The sequence below is a fragment of the Polaribacter sp. R2A056_3_33 genome (assembly GCF_019278485.1).
Taxonomy (GTDB): Bacteria; Bacteroidota; Bacteroidia; order Flavobacteriales; family Flavobacteriaceae; genus Polaribacter.
The window spans coordinates 3,911,754-3,932,315 of the sequence record NZ_CP058984.1 but is presented as its reverse complement, the minus strand read 5'-3'; the positions used below and the strand labels follow the sequence as shown (position 1 = coordinate 3,932,315).

General features: G+C 31.4%; 17 protein-coding genes and 1 riboswitch. Of the genes, 14 read left to right on the top strand and 3 right to left on the bottom strand.

Annotated features, from left to right (window positions below; translation table 11 throughout):
- Window positions 1-86: 86 nt before the first annotated feature.
- The 14 genes from H0I29_RS16615 (at window position 87) to H0I29_RS16550 (ending at window position 14,208) form a co-directional block, all read left to right on the top strand.
- Window positions 87-1,250 (top strand): proline dehydrogenase family protein, encoded by a 1,164-nt coding sequence (locus tag H0I29_RS16615; RefSeq protein WP_218730639.1) that lies wholly within the window; start codon window positions 87-89, stop codon window positions 1,248-1,250.
- Window positions 1,250-1,555 (top strand): LETM1 domain-containing protein, encoded by a 306-nt coding sequence (locus H0I29_RS16610; protein WP_218730638.1) that lies wholly within the window; start codon window positions 1,250-1,252, stop codon window positions 1,553-1,555. The genes H0I29_RS16615 and H0I29_RS16610 overlap by 1 nt, the downstream gene beginning before the upstream one ends.
- An 87-nt stretch (window positions 1,556-1,642) precedes the next feature.
- Window positions 1,643-1,737: riboswitch (TPP riboswitch) on the top strand.
- A gap of 48 nt (window positions 1,738-1,785) precedes the next feature.
- Window positions 1,786-1,989 carry a sulfur carrier protein ThiS gene (gene thiS / locus H0I29_RS16605; protein ID WP_218753457.1) on the top strand — a complete coding sequence of 68 codons (204 nt, stop codon included), beginning with the start codon at window positions 1,786-1,788 and terminating at the stop codon, window positions 1,987-1,989.
- Between the two features lie 49 nt (window positions 1,990-2,038).
- Window positions 2,039-3,898 carry a phosphomethylpyrimidine synthase ThiC gene (gene thiC, locus H0I29_RS16600; protein WP_158837837.1) on the top strand — a complete coding sequence of 620 codons (1,860 nt, stop codon included), beginning with the start codon at window positions 2,039-2,041 and terminating at the stop codon, window positions 3,896-3,898.
- 200 nt (window positions 3,899-4,098) lie between these two features.
- On the top strand, window positions 4,099-4,695 hold the full coding sequence (locus H0I29_RS16595) for a thiamine phosphate synthase (protein WP_218753455.1): 597 nt from the start codon (window positions 4,099-4,101) through the stop codon (window positions 4,693-4,695).
- Between the two features lie 516 nt (window positions 4,696-5,211).
- Window positions 5,212-5,976: a hydroxymethylpyrimidine/phosphomethylpyrimidine kinase gene (locus H0I29_RS16590; RefSeq protein ID WP_218753453.1), complete on the top strand. Its 765-nt coding sequence runs from the start codon at window positions 5,212-5,214 to the stop codon at window positions 5,974-5,976.
- Complete coding sequence (gene thiE / locus H0I29_RS16585) at window positions 5,973-6,578, top strand: thiamine phosphate synthase (protein WP_218753451.1); 606 nt, start codon at window positions 5,973-5,975, stop codon at window positions 6,576-6,578. The genes H0I29_RS16590 and thiE overlap by 4 nt, the downstream gene beginning before the upstream one ends.
- 104 nt (window positions 6,579-6,682) lie before the next feature.
- A complete protein-coding gene (locus tag H0I29_RS16580; protein WP_218753449.1) occupies window positions 6,683-7,453 on the top strand; it encodes a thiazole synthase in 771 nt (256 codons plus the stop codon).
- Window positions 7,454-7,457: 4 nt separating this feature from the next.
- Window positions 7,458-8,567: a 2-iminoacetate synthase ThiH gene (gene thiH, locus H0I29_RS16575; RefSeq protein ID WP_218753447.1), complete on the top strand. Its 1,110-nt coding sequence runs from the start codon at window positions 7,458-7,460 to the stop codon at window positions 8,565-8,567.
- 77 nt (window positions 8,568-8,644) lie between these two features.
- On the top strand, window positions 8,645-9,694 hold the full coding sequence (gene moeB / locus H0I29_RS16570; RefSeq protein WP_368384540.1) for a molybdopterin-synthase adenylyltransferase MoeB: 1,050 nt from the start codon (window positions 8,645-8,647) through the stop codon (window positions 9,692-9,694).
- 123 nt (window positions 9,695-9,817) lie between these two features.
- A complete protein-coding gene (gene typA, locus H0I29_RS16565; protein WP_218753445.1) occupies window positions 9,818-11,590 on the top strand; it encodes a translational GTPase TypA in 1,773 nt (590 codons plus the stop codon).
- A 208-nt stretch (window positions 11,591-11,798) separates the two neighbouring features.
- Window positions 11,799-12,575: a zinc-dependent peptidase gene (locus H0I29_RS16560; protein ID WP_218753443.1), complete on the top strand. Its 777-nt coding sequence runs from the start codon at window positions 11,799-11,801 to the stop codon at window positions 12,573-12,575.
- 38 nt (window positions 12,576-12,613) lie between these two features.
- Window positions 12,614-12,991, top strand: coding sequence for a hypothetical protein (locus H0I29_RS16555; protein ID WP_218753441.1), 378 nt, complete (start codon window positions 12,614-12,616; stop codon window positions 12,989-12,991).
- A gap of 425 nt (window positions 12,992-13,416) precedes the next feature.
- Window positions 13,417-14,208 (top strand): SHOCT domain-containing protein, encoded by a 792-nt coding sequence (locus tag H0I29_RS16550; protein WP_218753440.1) that lies wholly within the window; start codon window positions 13,417-13,419, stop codon window positions 14,206-14,208.
- A 134-nt stretch (window positions 14,209-14,342) separates the two neighbouring features.
- Here H0I29_RS16550 and H0I29_RS16545 read toward each other — a convergent pair whose 3' ends face one another.
- The 3 genes from H0I29_RS16545 to H0I29_RS16535 all read right to left on the bottom strand — a co-directional run bounded on the left by H0I29_RS16545 (window position 14,343) and on the right by H0I29_RS16535 (window position 20,548).
- On the bottom strand, window positions 14,343-17,996 hold the full coding sequence (locus tag H0I29_RS16545) for an AAA family ATPase (protein WP_218753438.1): 3,654 nt from the start codon (window positions 17,994-17,996) through the stop codon (window positions 14,343-14,345).
- Window positions 17,997-18,008: 12 nt separating this feature from the next.
- Entirely contained in the window at window positions 18,009-19,211 is a 1,203-nt protein-coding gene (locus H0I29_RS16540; RefSeq protein WP_218753436.1) for an exonuclease SbcCD subunit D C-terminal domain-containing protein, read from the bottom strand.
- Between the two features lie 278 nt (window positions 19,212-19,489).
- Window positions 19,490-20,548 carry a YHYH protein gene (locus H0I29_RS16535; protein WP_218753434.1) on the bottom strand — a complete coding sequence of 353 codons (1,059 nt, stop codon included), beginning with the start codon at window positions 20,546-20,548 and terminating at the stop codon, window positions 19,490-19,492.
- Window positions 20,549-20,562: the final 14 nt, after the last annotated feature.

The following is a 20,562-nucleotide window of genomic DNA, read 5'->3' as shown; positions in this document are numbered from 1 at the left end:
GTAAATTATTAAGTGTGCAAATTAAAAATAAATTATTCAATTATTGCCATTCAAATACTATATTTGTTTTACTAAATCGTTATAGTATGAATATTTTTGACAATACAGAAATTGCCTTTTCTTTAAAAACAGATTCTCAATTAGAACGTGCTTATTTTTTGTTTAGAATGATACAGAACGAACCAATGGTTAGAATTGGTAGTGCTGTAACAAATTTTGCATTAAAGGTACATTTACCTGTAGAGGGCTTAATACGTTCTACTGTTTTCGATCATTTTTGTGGAGGCGTAACAGAAGAAGATTGTATGCCTATTATAGACAATATGTACAATAACGGAAATGTGCATAGTGTGTTAGATTATTCTGTAGAAGGGCAAGATCAAGAAGTTAGTTTTGATGGAGCCTTAGAAAAAATATTAAAAATCATTAATTTCTGCGAAGAAAAACAATCCATCCCGTATGCGGTTTTTAAACCATCTGGTTTTGGTCGTTTTGAATTGTATCAAAAACTATCCGAAGAAAAAAGCCTAACTCAAAAAGAGGAAGAAGAATGGAATAGAGTGGTAGCACGTTTTCATAAAGTATGTAAAGTAGCCATTCAAAAAGATGTTCCTTTATTAATTGATGCAGAAGAAAGCTGGATGCAAAAAGCTGCAGATGAATTAATAGAAGAATTAATGGAGACTTATAATAAAGAAAAAGCCATCGTTTTTAATACATTACAAATGTATAAACACGACAGAATGGATTATCTAAAAACATTACATGCAAAAGCAAAAGAAAAAGGTTTTTATATAGGAATGAAAGTTGTTAGAGGTGCTTATATGGAAAAAGAGCGAGAAAGAGCAGAAGAAAAAGGCTATGCTTCTCCAATATGTGCAGACAAACAAGCTACAGACATTAATTATGATGCTGCTATTAATTACATGATGGAGCAGCCTAAAATGGCTTTGTTTGCAGGTACTCATAATGAAGATAGTTCTTATTTATTAATGGATTTAGCAAAAAAACATAACATTAAAGAAAACGATAAGCGTTTATGGTTTGGGCAATTATTTGGTATGAGTGATCATATTAGCTATAACTTAGCCAACCAAGGTTATAATGTGGCAAAATACTTGCCTTTTGGACCTGTTAGAGACGTTATGCCTTACTTGATAAGAAGAGCAGAAGAAAATACCTCTGTAGCCGGACAAACAAGTAGAGAGTTAAATCTATTAAAAACAGAAAGAAAGAGAAGAAAATTATAATGACCAGCATTGAAGAAATAAAATTATTAATTTATAGAAATAAGTTAAGGCTTGCTCAAGAATTAAGGCAAAGTAAAGAAGCTGTTTTCTTGATTAAAAAAGCTACACATTCTAATTTAACACCTATAGAAAAGGAAAAAATTAAAATACAGTTATTAGATATTTGTAAAGCAATACCTGCTTTGGCTGTGTTTTTACTTCCTGGAGGTGCCTTGCTATTACCGTTATTAATCAAATTAATACCAGATATTTTACCTTCTGCATTTCAAGATGATTTGCCTAATGATAAAACACAGTCATCTTAACTTGTTGTTATTTAGTTGATTATTTGATAATTGTAATTAAACGGACTTAAAATTTAATTATCAAGAAATAATACAATATATTTGTAGAGTAAACTTTAGGAGTAGCTATTAAATTAGTTTGAGAAAAATCCTTAGAACCTGATTTGGTTAATACCAACGTAGGAAAAAGTTGCTTAGATTTAGTTATCCATAACTAGCTCTCTTTGGTTTACAGTAAATATTTATAAAATATGATTACTATAAAAGTAAACCAAGAAAATCATCAATTTTCAGAAAATTTAGCGGTTGAACAATTAATTCGTTTTTTAGAAATAAAAACGAACGGAATTGCTGTTGCTATAAATGGCAGCGTCGTTAAAAAAAGCGATTGGTCTTTGCGGTTACTTCAAAATAGTGATGAAGTTTTAATTATTAAATCCACTCAAGGGGGTTAGTAATTAGACTATTAAAAAACAAACTATTTAATTGATCTAACTAAAATTTATGAAGAGCAAAGACACCGCACCAAAGCAAGACGGCATTACAAGACATCCGTTTCCTAATTCTACAAAAGTGTATGTATCAGGTAAAATTCATCCACAGATTAAAGTCGCAATGCGAGAAATTGCATTAAGTGATACTACAGATTCTATGACGAAAAAGAAAACGCCAAACGAACCTGTTACTGTCTATGATACTTCTGGACCTTACACAGATCCAAACAAAGAAATTAATATTCATGCTGGGATAGAAAGAATTCGTGAACAGTGGATTTTAGACAGAAGAAATGTAGAACAATTAGATGGCTTTTCTTCGGAATATTGCAACGAGCGTTTAAACGATAAAAGTTTAGATCACATGCGTTTTGCTTTATTAAAGAAACCTTTAAGAGCAAAAAAAGGACAAAACGTTACCCAATTGCATTACGCAAAACAAGGTATGATTACTCCAGAAATGGAATACATTGCTATTCGAGAGAACCAACGAATCGATGAAATGACAGAGATTAGAAAGCAGCACAAAGGCGAGCACTTTGGCGCTTCTATTCCAGATAAAATTACGGCCGAATTTGTACGTTCAGAAGTCGCAAGAGGGCGTGCTGTAATTCCATCAAACATCAATCATCCAGAAGCAGAACCTATGATTTTAGGTAGAAACTTCTTAGTGAAAATTAATGCAAATATTGGTAATTCTGCAGTAACTTCATCTATAGAAGAAGAAGTAGAAAAAGCGGTTTGGGCATGTCGTTGGGGAGCAGATAATATTATGGATTTATCAACAGGAGAAAATATTCATGAAACCAGAGAGTGGATTGTTCGTAATTCTCCAGTACCAATTGGTACTGTGCCAATTTACCAAGCTTTAGAAAAAGTAAACGGCGTTGCAGAAGACTTAACGTGGGAAATTTTTAAAGATACTTTAATAGAACAAGCAGAACAAGGTGTAGATTATTTTACCATTCACGCAGGTGTGTTGTTACGTTACGTACCAATGACTGCAAAACGTGTTACGGGTATTGTTTCTCGTGGCGGTTCTATCATGGCAAAATGGTGTTTGGCGCATCATAAAGAAAGCTTTTTATACACACATTTCGAAGATATTTGCGAAATTTTAAAACAATACGATGTTGCTTTTTCTTTAGGCGATGGTTTACGTCCGGGTTCTGTAGCAGATGCAAATGACGAAGCGCAGTTTGCCGAATTAGAAACTTTAGGCGAGTTAACTCAGATAGCTCGTAAGCACGAAGTACAGTGTTTTATAGAAGGTCCAGGTCACGTGCCAATGCACATGATTAAAGAAAATATGGAAAAGCAAATTGAGGTTTGCGACGAAGCTCCTTTTTACACCTTAGGTCCTTTAACAACAGATATTGCACCAGGGTACGATCATATTACATCGGGAATTGGAGCCGCTATGATTGGTTGGTTTGGTTGCGCTATGTTGTGTTACGTAACACCAAAAGAACACTTAGGTTTGCCTAATAAAGAAGACGTTCGTGTGGGTGTTGTTACCTATAAATTGGCGGCGCATGCAGCAGATTTGGCAAAAGGACACCCAGGTTCTCAGCATAGAGATAATGCGTTAAGTATGGCGCGTTTTGAGTTCCGTTGGCACGATCAATTCAATTTAGGACTAGATCCAGAACGTGCTTTAGAATACCACGATGAAACCTTACCTGCTGATGGTGCAAAAGTGGCACATTTCTGTTCTATGTGCGGACCGAAATTCTGTTCTATGAAAATATCGCAAGAAGTAAGAGACTTTGCTGCTGAGAACGACATTGTAGATAATGAAGTAATTGCAAAAGGTTTCGAAGAAAAATCGAAAGAATTTAAAGAAAAAGGATCGGAAGTGTATTTATAATATAATTAGGAAGTTCCCACGCTTAGAAAAAAAGCGTGGTCGGGCTTTCCGTTATATCTTTTGCCGAAAAAGCAAAAGGATGCCACTGCAATCCCTAACTCAAAAAACAGATACGTCATTACAAGAAGTTAAAAATTATCGTCATTACGAGGAGGTACAACGAAGTAATCTTATCTTTTAAAATCAAAACTAAAAACACTATGATAGTTCTTATTGCACCAGAAAAAGATATTCCGAATGAAATTGAAATACTAAACCAGTTGTTCGAACATGGTTTGCGTTTTTATCATTTTAGAAAACCCGAGAAAAACTACGAAGAACACGTTGCGTATTTAAATCAAATAGATAAAGAATACCACAACAGAATTGTAGTGCATTATCATCATGAGTTAATAAATGAATTCAATTTAAAAGGCATTCATTTTCAAGAACAAAAACGCATAGATTATATAGATAATCCTAGTGAGTATTTTAAAACGCTAAACATGTATGGAAAAACAATTAGTTCTTCTTTTCATGAGCCAAAAGTTTTAAAGGATTGTTATTTCGAGTTCGATTACCATTTGTTAAGTCCTGTTTTTTCATCGATTTCTAAAGAAGGATACGAAGGCAAAGGTTTTGATGTAAATGATATCAACAAAACCATTGTTGGTATGGGCGGAATTAATTCTGAAACCATACAAGAAACTTTACAACTAGGTTTTAAAGGAGTTGGTGTTTTAGGTGGTGTTTGGAATGCAGAAAACCCCGTAGAGAGTTTTAAAAGTATAAAAGAGAAGTTTTACTCGTTAGTTTAATGAAATGTCATTCCGATTGAGGAACGAAAGAAGGAATCTGTTTATCTCGAATTTGAAAAATTGTCTGTCAGTTCGAGTGTTTTTATGAAGTGGTAACGAAATAAAAATGTATGGAGAACCCGTTCCTGAGATTGAATGATTATCAGAACAAAAATACAATTGTCAGTTCGAGCGCAGTAGAGAACTAAATAAATTAAAAGTCATTTAGATTGAAGAATTTGGAAGGTGTATTAAATATAGATTGCCACGTCCTTCGTCCTCGCAATGACAGTTAATTGGAGTTGAACGTCTGTCAGTTCGAGTGTTTTTATGAAGTGGTAACGAAATAAAAATGTATCGAGAACATATTTAGAAACACTAAGTCATTTTAAAAATTACTTATCGTTTTGCGTTAAGGATTGAACGGTTTGTTTGAGCTCTTTTTGTGAATTTTTCTTTCACAGAAAAGCGAGTAGTGAAAGCCTGACCTAAAAGGGAACGCCATTATTTAAAGAAGTAAAAAATAAAATAAGAAGTTTGAAAAGTAAAAACTACATTTTAACCATTGCAGGTTTAGATCCATCAAGCGGAGCAGGAATCACATCAGATATCAAAACATTTGAGGCGCATGATTTATATGGATTATCAGTTTGTACTGTAGTTACGGTTCAAAATGATGTAGAATTTACAAACTGTGTTTGGATAGAGAAAGATATTATTTTACAGCAAATAGAAATGCTTTTTAAACGCTTTTCAATTCCTGTTGTAAAAATAGGAATCATCCAATCTTGGGAAATTCTATTAGAAGTGATTCAAACCTTAAAAAAGTTAAATCCGGATATAAAAATAGTCTTAGACCCTATTTTAAAAGCAAGTGCAGGTTTTACATTTCATACGATTCAAGATTTAGACACTTTCGAAAAAGTATTACTGAATTGTTCTTTTATCACACCAAATTACGATGAAATAAAAGCATTGTTTCCAGATAAAAGCATTGAAGAAACGATCGAATTTATATCAGAAAAAACAAATATCTACCTAAAAGGCGGACATAGAACCGATAAAAAAGGATGGGATGAGGTCTATTACAGTAAAATAGTAAAACTCAATATTCCGCCAATAACCACAAAACCCATTTTTGAAAAACATGGCAGTGGTTGTGTTTTATCCGCAGCATTAGCGGCAAATTTATCAAAAGAGATTCCTTTAGAAGATGCTTGTAGAAACACAAAATTGTATACAGAACAGTTTTTAGGTTCTAACGAATCTTTATTAGGAACTCATAATTATCAAAACGAATGATTCATAAATTACACTATATATCGCAAGGTGAAACGCCCGAAGAGCATTTAGAAAATATACAAAAAGCGTGTGTTGCTGGTGCAGATTGGGTACAATTACGTTTAAAAAACAGCGATGCTAAAACTATTTTAGAAACAGCAAAAGAAGCAAGAGAAATAACAACCTGCTTTAAAGCCAAGTTAATTATAAACGATCATTACAAGGTTGCCAAAGAAATAAAAGCAGACGGAGTTCATTTAGGAAAAACAGATGAATGTCCTTCAAAAGTTCGTACTTTTTTAGGAATGTCTTACATCATTGGAGGAACTGCAAACACATTAGAAGATTGCAGAAGTTTATTAGATAAAAAAGTAGATTATATTGGTTTAGGCCCTTATCAGTTTACAAAAACAAAACAGCATTTAAGTCCGGTTTTAGGTGTCGAAGGATATCAAAATCTATTAGATGAGTTACAATCAGCAACCCCAATTATTGCTATTGGCGGAATTGTTTTAGAAGACGTTGCAAAAATTACAAATACAGGTATTTACGGAATTGCAATTTCTGGAGCCATCACAAAAGATGTAACTAGTATTGCTAAATTTCAAGAAATTTTAAATTGAAAAAGAGAGATGTCAACTAGAGCGGAGTTTAAGTATTAGTGATAGGGGAATCCACTAAGATTAAATTTCGTTCAACCTGATGTCGAATCTAAAAAACATATAAAATGAGTCAAAAATTAAAAATAGCAGATAAAGAATTTACGTCACGTTTATTTACAGGAACAGGAAAGTTTAGTTCATCAAAATTAATGAAAGAAGCATTATTAGCTTCCGAAAGTGAGTTGATTACGGTGGCTTTAAAAAGAGTAGATGTTCAGAACGAGGAAGATGATATTTTATCGCATTTAAATCAGAAACACATTAATTTATTACCTAATACATCTGGAGTTAGAACTGCAAAAGAAGCTGTTTTTGCGGCCGAATTATCTAGAGAAGCTTTAGAAACCAATTGGGTGAAATTAGAAATTCACCCAGACCCTAGATATTTATTACCTGATCCTATAGAAACGCTAAAAGCAGCAGAAGAATTGGTGAAACTCGGTTTTGTAGTGATGCCTTATATTCATGCAGATCCAGTTTTATGTAAACGACTAGAAGAAGTTGGTGTACAATGTGTAATGCCTTTGGGAGCACCAATTGGTAGTAACAAAGGTTTAAAAACAGTCGATTTTTTAGACATTATTATAGAACAATCTAACGTGCCTGTAATTGTAGATGCAGGTATTGGTGCGCCATCTCACGCAGCGTATGCAATGGAATTAGGTGCGGATGCTGTTTTGGTAAATACGGCAATTGCTGTTTCTCAAAACCCGATTGTGATGGCAAAAGCCTTTAAAATGGCGGTTGAAGCAGGAAGAATGGCGTACGAAGCAAAATTGGCTCCGAGAAGTGAAATGGCGATAGCAAGCAGTCCGTTAACGAGTTTTTTAAATTAAAAATATGAGTCATTTTAAAGAACTTTTCGATACTTATAATTGGGATTTCAGTCTAAAAAGTATTTTTGATAAAACAACTGTTGAGGTAAAACAAGCGTTGGCAAAAGACAAACTAGATTTAGAAGATTTTAAAGCCTTAATTTCTCCTGCGGCAAAACCATTTTTAGAAGAAATGGCGCATAAAAGTCAGTTGTTAACAAAGAAGCGTTTTGGAAATACCATGCAAATGTATGTGCCGATGTATTTGAGTAACGAATGCCAGAATATTTGCACCTATTGTGGTTTTAGTATGACGAACAAAATACCAAGACGGACGTTAACAGATGCAGAAATTTTAAAGGAAGTCGCTTTTTTAAAAGCGAAAGGATATGATCATATATTATTGGTCACAGGAGAAGCAAATAAAACGGTAGGAGTTGAGTATTTTAAAAATGCTATTCAATTAATTCGCTCTCAATTTTCTAATATTACCATAGAAGTACAACCTTTAGACCAAGACGAATATGAGTTGTTGGTAGAAAATGGCTTGTATGCAGTTTTGGTATATCAAGAAACATATCACAGAGACGAGTATAAAAAACACCATCCGAAGGGAAAAAAATCTAATTTCGATTACCGTTTAGATACGCCAGATCGTTTAGGAAAAGCAGGAGTTCATAAAATTGGTTTGGGGTCTTTATTTGGATTAGAAGATTGGCGTGCCGATAGTTTTTTTACAGCTTTGCATTTAAAATATTTACAAAAAACGTATTGGAAGACAAAGTATTCGATTTCTTTCCCAAGATTACGTCCGCATTCTGGCGGATTAGAGCCAAAAGTAGAAATGACAGATTCGGATTTAGTACAACTTATTTGTGCATTTCGTCTGTTTGATGAAGACATAGAATTATCAATGTCCACTAGAGAAAGTGAGGTTTTTAGAAATCACATTGTTAATTTAGGAATTACTTCTATCAGTGCCGAATCTAAAACAAATCCTGGAGGTTATACGGTAGAACCCCAATCTTTAGAACAATTTGAAATTTCTGATGAAAGAAGTACTGAGGACGTTGTACAAATGTTAAAAAACCAAGATTTAGAAGTAGTTTGGAAAGATTGGGAACATTTTAAGTAATCAATTATTATTTATCAGTCATCATTTATCAATTACGAGCTTCAAATTATGAAGTTCACGTTTAACTTATAATTATTATGCTTACATCAGAAGAAAAAAAGCAATACAATCGACATTTAATTTTAAATGAAATAGGAGCGGAAGGGCAATTAAAACTAAAGCAATCCAAAGTTTTGGTTATTGGAGCTGGCGGATTAGGTTGCCCTGTTTTACAATATTTAACTGCTGCAGGTGTTGGTACAATCGGTATTATTGATGACGATGTGGTAGATCAAAGTAATTTACAACGTCAGATTTTATATACAATGGATGATATTGGAGTGTCAAAAGCAGAAACTGCTGCAAAGCGATTATCGAGATTGAATCCGTTTGTAAATTTTGATGTTTATAATGAGAAATTAACAAGAGAAAATGCCATTTCTCTATTCACCAATTATGATATTATTGTAGACGGAAGCGATAATTTTTCGACACGTTATTTGGTAAATGATGCTGCTGTTATTACCAATAAACCTTTAGTGTACGGAGCTATTTTTAAGTTTGAAGGTCAGGTGAGTGTGTTTAATTATAAAGGAAGCGGTACGTATAGATGCTTGTATCCAACGCCACCAAAACCGAACGAATCTCCTAATTGTTCAGAAATTGGCGTTTTAGGCGTGTTACCCGGAATTATAGGAAGTTTACAAGCTAATGAAACGATTAAGATTATTTGTGGAATAGGAGCCGTTTTAGCCAATAAATTATTGGTTTATGATTCTCTACAAATGAATCAAATGCTATTAAAGTATGAAAAGGATAGTAAAACCAACGTTACTGCTTTAGAAACAGATTATGATTTTTTCTGTGGAATTTCATCCAAAGAAGAAATTTCTTTAGAAGAACTTCAAAAAAATAAAGAAAAATATAATTTATTAGATGTTCGAGAAATTTGGGAAAGAGAAAAATATCATATTGAAGGGCATCATATTCCTTTAGGTGAGTTATTAGAGCGTTTAGATGAGGTGTATCAAAATAAAGATTTAGTCGTATATTGTCAATCAGGTGTGAGAAGTGCTAAAGCAATTGAAGTTTTATCGAATCATCATTTTAAGGCAAAACTATTAAATTTAAAAGGAGGTTGCGTCTAATAAAATATATTAAAATAGGATTATCTTTTACCTTTTTAACACTTAGATAGTTAAAGTTTTTTAGATTGAATGAAATCTTTAAACTAAAAACACTACTTTTGCACGAAATTTAAGAATACATAAATGCAACCAATTAGAAATATCGCTATTATAGCCCATGTCGATCACGGAAAGACAACGTTAGTAGATAAAATTATAGATCAAGCTAAAATCTTAGACGATCGTAAAGAACGTACAGATTTATTGTTAGATAATAATGACTTAGAACGTGAAAGAGGAATTACAATTCTTTCTAAAAACGTTTCTGTGCACTACAAAGACACAAAAATTAACGTAATTGATACTCCTGGTCACGCCGATTTTGGTGGAGAAGTAGAGCGTGTATTAAAAATGGCTGATGGTGTTTTATTATTAGTGGATGCATTTGAAGGACCAATGCCACAAACTCGTTTTGTATTAGGTAAAGCCTTAGAATTAGGATTAACTCCTATTGTAGTTGTTAACAAAGTAGATAAAGAAAACTGTACTCCTGATATCGTTCATGAAAAAGTTTTTGACTTAATGTTTGCTTTAGAAGCTACAGAAGAGCAATTAGACTTTACTACAATTTATGGTTCTGCAAAGAACAACTGGATGAGTACAGATTGGAAAAACCAGACTGAAGATATCGTTCCTTTATTAGATGCTGTATTAGAATCTATTCCTGCAACTAAGTACAATGAAGGTACGCCACAAATGCAAATTACTTCTTTAGATTTTTCTAAATTTACAGGAAGAATTGCTATTGGACGTGTTTTTAGAGGTGACTTAGAAGTTGGTAAAGAATATAGTTTATGTAAAGCTGATGGTTCTACTAAAAAAGTAAGAATTAAAGAATTACACATTTTCGAGGGAATGGGTAAAATTCAAGTAGAAAAAGTACCTTGTGGAGATATCTGTGCAATTACTGGTATTGAAGGATTTGAAATTGGTGATACAATTGCAGATTTAGAAAACCCAGAAGCATTACCAAGAACAGAGATTGACCAACCTACAATGAGTATGTTGTTTACAATTAACAATTCTCCTTTCTTTGGTAAAGAAGGTAAATATGTAACATCTCGTCACTTAAGAGATCGTTTATTTAAAGAATTAGAAAAAAACCTTGCATTAAAAGTTGAAACAACTGATAGTGAAGATAAATTTAACGTTTTTGGACGTGGAGTTTTACACTTATCTGTATTGATTGAAACAATGCGTAGAGAAGGATATGAATTACAAGTGGGAAGACCACAAGTAATTCTTAAAGAAATTGATGGTAAGAAACATGAGCCAATGGAAACCTTGTCTATCGATGTACCAGAAGACATGGCTTCTAAAGCAATTAACTTAGTATCTCTTAGAAAAGGAGATATGTTAGTTATGGAACCAAAAGGAGATTTACAACACTTAGAATTTTCTATTCCTTCTAGAGGATTAATTGGTTTAAGAAACAAGATATTAACTGCAACTGGTGGTACTGCTATTATTAACCACAGATTTAGTGAATATGGTCCTTATAAAGGAGACTTTACTGAAGAAGTTAAAGGAGCAATCGTTTCTTCTGCTGCTGGTAAAGCAACAGCATATGCATTAAACCGTTTACAAGATAGAGGAGTTTTCTTTATCGATGTAAATCAAGAAATCTATGTTGGTCAAGTAATTGGAGAGAACAGTAAATCTGATGATATGGCTGTGAACTTAATTAAAGGAAAGCAATTAACAAACATGCGTAAATCTGGTACAGATGATGCTATGAAAATTGCACCGAAAATTGATTTCTCTTTAGAAGAAAACATGGAATACATTAAAGCAGATGAGTACTTAGAAGTAACTCCAGAAAGCTTACGTATGCGTAAAATTGTTTTTAAAGGATAATTTAGAAATTATTTTTCATTTCTGCTCTGCAGAAATATATATAAAATTAAAAGCTCAAGTTTTAAACTTGAGCTTTTTTTATGCACTTTAGTTTTTTATTAAAGTATCTAATATTTAAAAAAAACAAAAGTTAGCTCTATAAAGTAGTTTAAAAATTACTGTAAAGTCTATTGTTTTTTTGTAGTTTGCCTATCTTTAAAAATATACAATGCTCTATATAATTACTATCGTAATACTTCTTTTTATTTTATTCATTAGTTTAAAATCTAAGAAAAAAAAGACCATAATACCGTTAGAAAAAGTAGAAGTTCCAAAACATTGGCATCAACTATTATTAAAAAATGTTCTTTTTTATAAAAAGTTAAATGATGATGAACAAGAATTGTTTCGCGCTAAAATGGTTTCCTTTTTAAAGGAAACAAATATTGAAGCAGTTCATTTTGAGTTAGAAGAATTAGATACTTTGTTAATTGCTGCGAGTGCTGTAATTCCGGTTTTTAGATTTCCAAATTGGAAGTATACGAACTTATCTACGGTATTAATTTATCCGGATTACTTTGATGATGATTTACAGTTTGATTCTCAAGTAGAAGGGAGAACTATTGGTGGTTTGGTTGGTACGGGAAGATTCGAGAAGCAAATGATTTTATCTAGAAAAGCATTACATCTTGGTTTTAGCAATAAAACAGATAAAGGCAATACAGCCATACATGAATTTATTCATCTTTTAGACAAGGCAGATGGTGTTGTGGATGGTATTCCGTCAGTTTTGTTAAACAAGCAGTATATTATACCTTGGTTGCAATTAGTGCATAAAGAAATGGAAGCGATTAATAATAATGCTTCTGATATTAGAAGTTATGGAGGAACGTCTGAAATTGAATTTCTAGCAGTTGCTGGAGAATATTTTTTTGAAAGACCAAAGTTGTTTCAGAGAAAACATCCAGAATTATATAAAATGTTAGCACTATGTTTTAGCAAGTAATTCTACAATTAACAATTTCTTATTTATATTTTTGCAGCATGAGCGATTTTAAAGTTTTTTTTGAAACATTACAAGAAAGTTTAACAAGAGATGAGTTTGTAAAACTGACTTTAAGTAAACCCATGCGAAAAAGTGAAGGTTTATTAAATGTCTATGCCCGTTTATTTAAGGTGGATGGTAAAGATATTTTTGAATTAAAATACCGTTTTGCAGAAGAGAATGAATTTAAACAATTTTCTTTTGAGACACTTACTGTTGAATTAGAAAAATTACTCTTAGAAACTTTTAGAACAGCCTGTTTATTTACGTTAAGTGAAGATTTAATCGTGCTTGTTTCTAAAAAGAAATTAGTTTCTTATAGAGACAACGCACCAAGTTTTAAAAATAAACTTCCAGAAATTCCAATGCAATCTTAATTTATAAGATTTTTTTACCTCTATTTGCAATCAACCTCCCTTTGTAATTAAAATTATTATTGCTTTTTGGGTGATTAAAAGAAGAAAATAAGTAATCAAATTTAAGCTAGAGTAAAAAAGTTTAAAATTTGTAATTTTATTTTTATTTTTTTAACAAGCTAGATTTATTACTATAATTTAATTTGTATGTTATTTTATCAAAAATTAAGGTTAATATCGGTAAATTGTTGTTTTTAACAATACTTTTTTGTCATTATAACAAACATAAAACAAAGAGCTAATGTATTTGTTTTCATGTAAATAGTGTTTTTAAATCACGAAGAATTCACATTAAAAAACGTCTATTGATATTGCTATAGACTACCTTTGTAATAAAATTGTTTTACAGTTATTTTTAATTAAATAAAGAAATACACAAAAAAAATATGAATGCAACATTTACAGAAGCTAGTTTTCAAAATATAGTAAACGTAGCCAATAAATATGGAATAAGTACAAATGCTGTTACTGATTTAACATTTTGTTTGATGAATAGCAATGGTACAATGGCACAGTTTAATATAGCTGAGTTAGGTGGTGGAGGCCAGTGGATGCAAGGAGGTATGACAATGGTTGGTGATATGTTTAATAATAATCTTAAATATTTAGTAGATGGACTTTGTATGGATTTATCAAATTTAATTCAACAAAGAGCTATCCAATACAAACCTTTACCAAAAACAGAACACGGACAAGGTGGTTTTTCTGGTAACTGGTGGGGAGATTTAGGATTTCCGAATTCTACAGGTAGTCAAAACGGAACTAGTTATGCTATTTTTAATGACATTCACCGTTTGGCAATTCAAGAGAATGGAAAAGTAACCGTATTTGATACTTTAGATAACAATATTGGTGGTGTTGGACAACAACAAGGAGGTAATTATTCTGTAACCTTTACAAGTCAATATGGTAATGTAAATTTAGGTTCTTTGCCAATTGTTTCTGGTAGTTATGGCGTACAGAAATCACAACCGATTCAGAATAACGAAGCTCAAAAAAATGTTGTAGAAAACATTGTTGCACCAGTTAATGCTCCAATAGAAGCTGTAAATAACAATAGTGTTTTTGAAGAAGATATTTTTGTAAAAATTGAAAAATTAGCAGGTTTAAAAGACAAAGGAATTCTTTCTGTTGAAGAATTTGAAAATAAGAAATCTGATTTATTAAACAGATTATAAAAAGTTCTGTTTTATTTCTTCGAGAGGATAAATTTTATTGAATATATATAAAAGCTCACGTATATACGTGAGCTTTTTTACATAATTAGAATACTTTTGTATTATTAGAAAGTTTTACAAGTAAAGAAGCTTAACTATATTATTTCAACTTTACTAACTCCGTTACTTTTCTTTCTAATTTGAATCTGAGTAGGAATACGTTCTTTTAAGTTTTCTACGTGAGATATAATTCCAATCATTTTTCCTTGAGATTGCAAGGTTTCTAAAGTAGAAATTACGGTTTCTAAGGTATTACTATCTAAAGTTCCGAATCCTTCATCAATAAAAAGAGAATCTATTTTTACATTTTTGCTGGCTAAATCAGACAATCCTAAGGCCAAGGCCAAACTAATAATAAACTTTTCTCCACCACTAGAAGTATCTACTAATCTCGCTTGATCTGTTTGATAATGGTCTATCAAATTAAAATTAAGCTCTTCTTTTGGCTTGTAAGAATCTTCCATTTTTAAAGAATAACGCTTATTTAATTGATACAAATGCACATTGGCAAGATCTAATAAATGTTTTAACGTTAAACGCTGTACATAGACGTTAAATGCATCTTTAGAGTTTCCTATAATTTTAAAAAGTTCTTTCCAAACTTTACAAATTTTATCTTGAGCATCTATCTTTTTATACGTTTCTTGGTTTCTATCTTTTATTTCTTTGTCTTTTCTAAAAGCTTCTACAATTTTACCTTTAGCAGTTAACAACGCATCTTTTTTAGTCTTTAAATCGATTAAAATTTGTTTGCTTTCAGATTCAGAAGTTTCAAAATTTTTGGTTTCTTGTAATAACTTTAGATCCTTAGCATGTTCTTCTTTTAAGGTCTTTATTTTAAGTTGATTTTCCTTTATGCGTTCTTTATTCTTTTTATACTCATTCGCTATTTCTTCGGTTAGTAATGCTGTTTCAATGTTTTCTTTTGATGTAAACTCACTGTCTTTTAATTTAGCATTGAGTATTTTTATAAAGTCAGATTTTTTAATTGATAAACTTCTTAAATCAGTTGTAATATTTACCTGTAAAGTTTCTTGTTTTGTTTTAGTATTGAGTAAGTTTTGTAAGGATTCATTACTCAATTTTGCTTTTTCTACAAAGGTGTTTTTAGCTTTTTGTAGCTGATTTCTTTTGCTTTCTACCGAAATATCAATTGGTAAAATAGCAATTCTTTCTGTTGTTAATTTCTGCTGTTTTGTTGTTGCATCTTTAATTGTTTCAGCAAAAACAACTTTGTTTTTAGCATGATTTTCTAACAGATCTTTAAGGTTTTCTATTTTTGTGTTTAGAATCTTACTTTCTGATTTTAATGCGTCTAAACTTCTCTCTGCTTTGTTAAAAAGTGCAATGTTTTCATCTATTTCTTTTAAAAATAGATTGATTTCCGAAAGAATAGGAAGTTGATATTTATATTTAGAGAGTTTTATTGTTAAGCTATTCTCTAATTTTGTACAATGTGCATTTAATTCTTGAATCGATTTTTCTTCTTGAAGAATTACTTCTTTTGCATTTTTATTTTTTTCTTCTAATGTTGCAATTGTTGTTTTTAATTGATTGATTGCTTCTTGCTGTTTTTGAATCTCTTTAGATAATTGATCTTTATCTATCTGTAATTGTTGAGTTTTTTTTAAACTAGTGTTAATTTCAGCTAACTTATTTTTAAGGGAAAGTAATTCAATTTCAACTTTTTCAAAATCAGTTAATTCACAAACAATTGATAACTCATTTATTTTAGAATTTATTAAAGATAATTCGGTTTCTTTACCTTTAATTTGTTCTTGAAAATTTTCTATGCGAGTTTGTATTGTTGTTTTTTTAGTATTAAAAAGTGATTTTTCTTCGTTTAACTTTTTTAAATCTTCCTTTCTTTTGATTAATTCTATTTCAGATTCCGATACGTTTATTGTTGGTAAATGCTCTGTGTATGGATGTTCTTTTGAACCACATAAACTACAAGGCTCTCCTTTTATTAAACGATTTCTATCCTCCTTATATTTAGCCACGCTTCGCTCTAAATCTAATATTTTAGTAGCATCAATAACTAATTTCTCCTGATTTTCAAGCACTTTTTGCAAAGCGATTATTTTATCAGTAATTTCTTTTAGATCGTTTATATATTTTTTCTCATCTCTTTCTAAATCAGTTTTATCTTTTGTAATTTTTTGATGTTGTTCTGCAAAAATTTTAAACTGTTTCCAGTTATTTTCAGACTGATTGTATTTTTCTTTTAACGCTAATAAATCACTTAATGTATTTTTCTCTAACTCTTTGTTTAGTGCTGCAATTTTTTCGCCAATAACTTTTATTGCTGCTGATTTCTCTTGAAAAGAACTCTTGTTTTCTTTTAAGTTTTCAGTAGTTTTAGTAACCTCTTTTTCCTTTTGATCAACTAATAAATTGCTTTTTGCAATCGCTTCTTTATGGGTTTTTAAAGTTGATAAATCTGTTCTCCAATCGGTTATTTCTAAGGCAACAGATCTTAAAAAATCGTTTTGTTTTATAAAACTTTCTTTTGTTTTAATTTGATTTGTAGTCTCATTAAAACTGTTGACTAATTTACTCTTGTCTTCGGATGCTTTTTTGATTTCTAACTCAAGTTTAACTAAGCTCTCAGAAGCTTTTTCTTTTACAGTAAGTTCGTTTTTTAAAGCAGCGTCTAAATTTGTAATGGTATCAAACTTTGGCAACCATTCCGCAAAATCTTTTTCTGCGACTTCTAAATTTTTAGTGTCTGCTTTGGTTTGTTTTTCTAAAAGAAGTATTTGAGGTTTTAATTCTGTTAGTGTTTTTTCAATTTCTTTAAGTTGATTTTCTTTTAAAACAGTTTCTTTAGCTGTTTTATTCAAATCTGTTATCAACTCTTTAAAAGGCAATGCTTTTTCATGTAAAGCCAATTGATCTAATGCTAGTTTGTGTTTCTCAACAAAAGATTGAACACTTTTAGATTTCTCTTCATACTCTTCACCTTCTTTTGTTAATTTTAGAAAACTAACATACCAATCCACAATTTTTTGAGAAGACTTTATCGCTGTTTCGGTAAGTTTAATATCAACGTCTAACGTTTTATCTTCAGTAATTAAATTAGCCTTAGCGTCATCATTTAAAATATCATCCGCATTAATTTTTGCTTCAATTTCTCTTAGTTTTTTTTCTTCCTCAGATTTCCGATCTAAAATACCTTGACCAATTTTTTTATAAATCTGTTCGCCAGTAATTTGCTCTAATAACTTACCTTTTTCTGGACCTTTAGCTGTTAAAAACGAAGCAAATTCTCCTTGTGCCAACATTACAGATCTTAAAAACTGATTGTAATCTAATTGCGTAGCATTAACTACTTCGGTAATTAAATTCCGTTTTTGAGTCGCTAAAATGGTGTCTGTGGTCAAGTTTTTTAAACTGACTTCTTCCTTCGGGTTTTTATATGCTTTTCCTTTTTTATCAGCAATTCTAATTCCCCAAAAAGCCTCGTAAACGGTGGTGTCATTTTTAAAAGTAACCCGACTAAAAGCATCATGTGCACCATGACTTACAACATCTAACAAAGTACCTTTTGATCCGCTAAAACGCGGAACGTTATGATATAAGGCAATTGTGATGGCATCTAAAATAGTGGTTTTTCCTGCACCTGTAGATCCTGTAATTGCATACAAACCGACATCTCTAAATTGTTCGTTTTCAAAATCGATAACAATAGGAGTATCTGATTTTAAGGAATTTATGTTTTGTAATTCTATCTTTAAAATTTTCATAGAGAAGCTGCCTTATTGTTTTTTAACGGATTGTAATATTTCATTAAAAGCATCCCAAACTTCAGGTCTTTTTTCTAAATCATAGTCCATCTCTTCACATTTTAATTTAAAAACCTCTGTGGGTAATAACTCTTTAATTGATTTTGTGTTCTCCAACAACTCTTCAATTCCTTTAACTTTCCGCTGATTTTTCAATCCTATTTTTAATATTTCAAATGGATATTGTGCTGCTTCAGACTTTAAATCGTCTGTGTTAACTGTATGGTCTTCCTTTAAAGCAATCTCTACCCAAGGCGTTAAATTGTACGAATTAGAAGTCAAACTAGAAAATTTAGACATGCATTCTTCTAAACTACCTGTGAGTTTGTAAAACTCTCTAAAATTAGGAATTACATCATCTTTTATTTCAGTAATCTTATTGTTTTCTACCGATAAAATAATTACTTTTTTGTCATAATTAATTTCGCTAAAACTTAAAATATTTGGAGATCCAGAATAACGGACTTTGTCATTTCCGCCAATTATTTGTGGTCTGTGTAAATGCCCTAAGGCGATATAATCAAAATAGGTAGGGAAATCTTCTGCACCAATATGTCCTAAAGTTCCTACATAAATATTTTGTTCACTATCAGAAATTGTTCCGCCTGTTGCAAACAAATGTCCCATAGCAATAACAGGCGCTTTGTTGGTGTTTATAAGTTTGCATTGGTCTGCAGCAGAGACATAATGGTTAATTAATGCTGTTTTATATTTATCTGTTAATTCATCAAAAGTTTCACCGGCAACTGCACGTCTAATATCACCATCACGCAAATAAGGAACCGCAGCAATAATTACTTTTTCGTTGTTTATTTCAATTTCGAAAACTTCATCTTTAATGTCTTCGGTTGCTTTACCAACCACTTTTATAGACAAAGCACCTAATATATGTTTTGGTGCATTTAAAGTCCCTGGAGAATCATGATTTCCGCCAGTAATAATAATCGATTTACAAGTGGTTCCGTTTAGTTTTACTAAAAAACTGTAATACATTTCTAAACTTTGGTTAGATGGAGAACCAGTGTCAAAAACATCACCAGAAATTAAAAGCAAATCAATCTTTTGTTCTATGATATAGGTTTCAATCCAACTTAAAAATAATGATTGTTCTTCAAACTGAGATTGTTCGTGTAATCTATGTCCTAAATGCCAATCGGCAGTATGTAGTATTTTCATTTTATTTTTCAATTTGTAATTAAGAAATTCTGTTTTATCAATATTAAATCTGGCTTTAAAACCGAAAATAATCCTTGATACAACAAATGAATCGCTTAAAAGCTAAATTAACTTTTTTGAGTGAAAAAGTAGAAATCAAAAAGACCTTTTTGTAATTATTAAGAAGACTTATTTTAGGAATAGGAGATAGGTCTATTATAAAATTAAACAAGCCCAAGTTGTTGGCTTGGGCTTGTTGAAAATTTAGTATTAAGAATAAAATATTTTATATCAGATTTTTACAAAGCATATTCTCCTCGTAAACCATTGATAAAATTATTATTACCTGCTTTATCTACATGGTAATGATATCCTCTTGTTTCATCATAATGACCTCTAGATTCATCTAAGTCCGTAGCTTCTTTTCCGTTAACATCTGTGTTTGCAAAGATTCCGTATCCGTCAAAAGCATAGCCAATCATTGGGGCATGATTATCTGCTTGTATAATTTTTTTAGAAACACCTGTTGCAGCATGGTAATGATATCCGGCCGCTAAATTAATATGTCCGCCTGCATCATCAAACGGAGCTAAAGTATAAGCACTTAAAATGTTATCAGTTGGCGCAGGAGCATCAAAAACAACACCATTAAAAGCCAAACCTCTGCTAGAAGGCATTGTAGAACTATTTTCGGGACGTCTTTCTGGTCTTGGAGGTCTTTCACCTCCTTCTGGTCTTTTTCCTCCTGGAGGAGGACCACCAGCGCCTCTACCACCTCTAGAAAAAGTATAAGGAGTCGCTGCTTTTTTAGGAGTAACAGGAATGTAATAGGTATGGGTTACATCTGAAACATAAGAAGGCAAACACTCTACACAATAGTTTTTATATTCTTCTCCAACATTTGGGTTTGCAGCTTCTTCACATTCTTCCTTAGTAGTTGTTTTTGTAATTTCTCCTGTTTCGTTATTGTAAAGCATCCAGGTATCATCTTTATAAAAAGTGGCTAAGTTTTTTACAAATTCGCCATCTACATCATATACTTTTCCGTCTTCTAACCAAATACCACCAGCGCTTGCATCATCAGAAATATTTGTAGGACACCAAGGTCCCATTGCATGGTCTGTTGGTGTGTTTGTTGCTATAATTTTATAACAATCTGCGGTAGAACCGTCAGACAATGTTCTTGTTACTATTGTAATAGGTTCTGCTAATCCACCAGGTAAGAAATAATTACTATTCACAGAAATTGTTACTTTGTCTTGAGTAATTTTCTTCTTACTTTCACTATTACTTTTACAAGCAGAAAGTCCAACAAGAAATAGAATAATTGTTAAGAGTTTTAAATTATATTTTTTCATATTAGTAATGATTT

Coding starts and splice junctions, on each gene's coding strand:
- H0I29_RS16555 (WP_218753441.1), top strand. CDS start 12,614: ATGAGCGATTTTAAAGTTTTTTTTGAAACATTACAAGAAAGTTTAACA.
- H0I29_RS16545 (WP_218753438.1), bottom strand. CDS start 17,996: ATGAAAATTTTAAAGATAGAATTACAAAACATAAATTCCTTAAAATCA.
- thiS (WP_218753457.1), top strand. CDS start 1,786: ATGATTACTATAAAAGTAAACCAAGAAAATCATCAATTTTCAGAAAAT.
- moeB (WP_368384540.1), top strand. CDS start 8,645: ATGCTTACATCAGAAGAAAAAAAGCAATACAATCGACATTTAATTTTA.
- thiC (WP_158837837.1), top strand. CDS start 2,039: ATGAAGAGCAAAGACACCGCACCAAAGCAAGACGGCATTACAAGACAT.
- H0I29_RS16610 (WP_218730638.1), top strand. CDS start 1,250: ATGACCAGCATTGAAGAAATAAAATTATTAATTTATAGAAATAAGTTA.
- thiE (WP_218753451.1), top strand. CDS start 5,973: ATGATTCATAAATTACACTATATATCGCAAGGTGAAACGCCCGAAGAG.
- H0I29_RS16535 (WP_218753434.1), bottom strand. CDS start 20,548: ATGAAAAAATATAATTTAAAACTCTTAACAATTATTCTATTTCTTGTT.
- H0I29_RS16595 (WP_218753455.1), top strand. CDS start 4,099: ATGATAGTTCTTATTGCACCAGAAAAAGATATTCCGAATGAAATTGAA.
- H0I29_RS16560 (WP_218753443.1), top strand. CDS start 11,799: ATGCTCTATATAATTACTATCGTAATACTTCTTTTTATTTTATTCATT.
- H0I29_RS16615 (WP_218730639.1), top strand. CDS start 87: ATGAATATTTTTGACAATACAGAAATTGCCTTTTCTTTAAAAACAGAT.
- typA (WP_218753445.1), top strand. CDS start 9,818: ATGCAACCAATTAGAAATATCGCTATTATAGCCCATGTCGATCACGGA.
- thiH (WP_218753447.1), top strand. CDS start 7,458: ATGAGTCATTTTAAAGAACTTTTCGATACTTATAATTGGGATTTCAGT.
- H0I29_RS16540 (WP_218753436.1), bottom strand. CDS start 19,211: ATGAAAATACTACATACTGCCGATTGGCATTTAGGACATAGATTACAC.
- H0I29_RS16550 (WP_218753440.1), top strand. CDS start 13,417: ATGAATGCAACATTTACAGAAGCTAGTTTTCAAAATATAGTAAACGTA.
- H0I29_RS16580 (WP_218753449.1), top strand. CDS start 6,683: ATGAGTCAAAAATTAAAAATAGCAGATAAAGAATTTACGTCACGTTTA.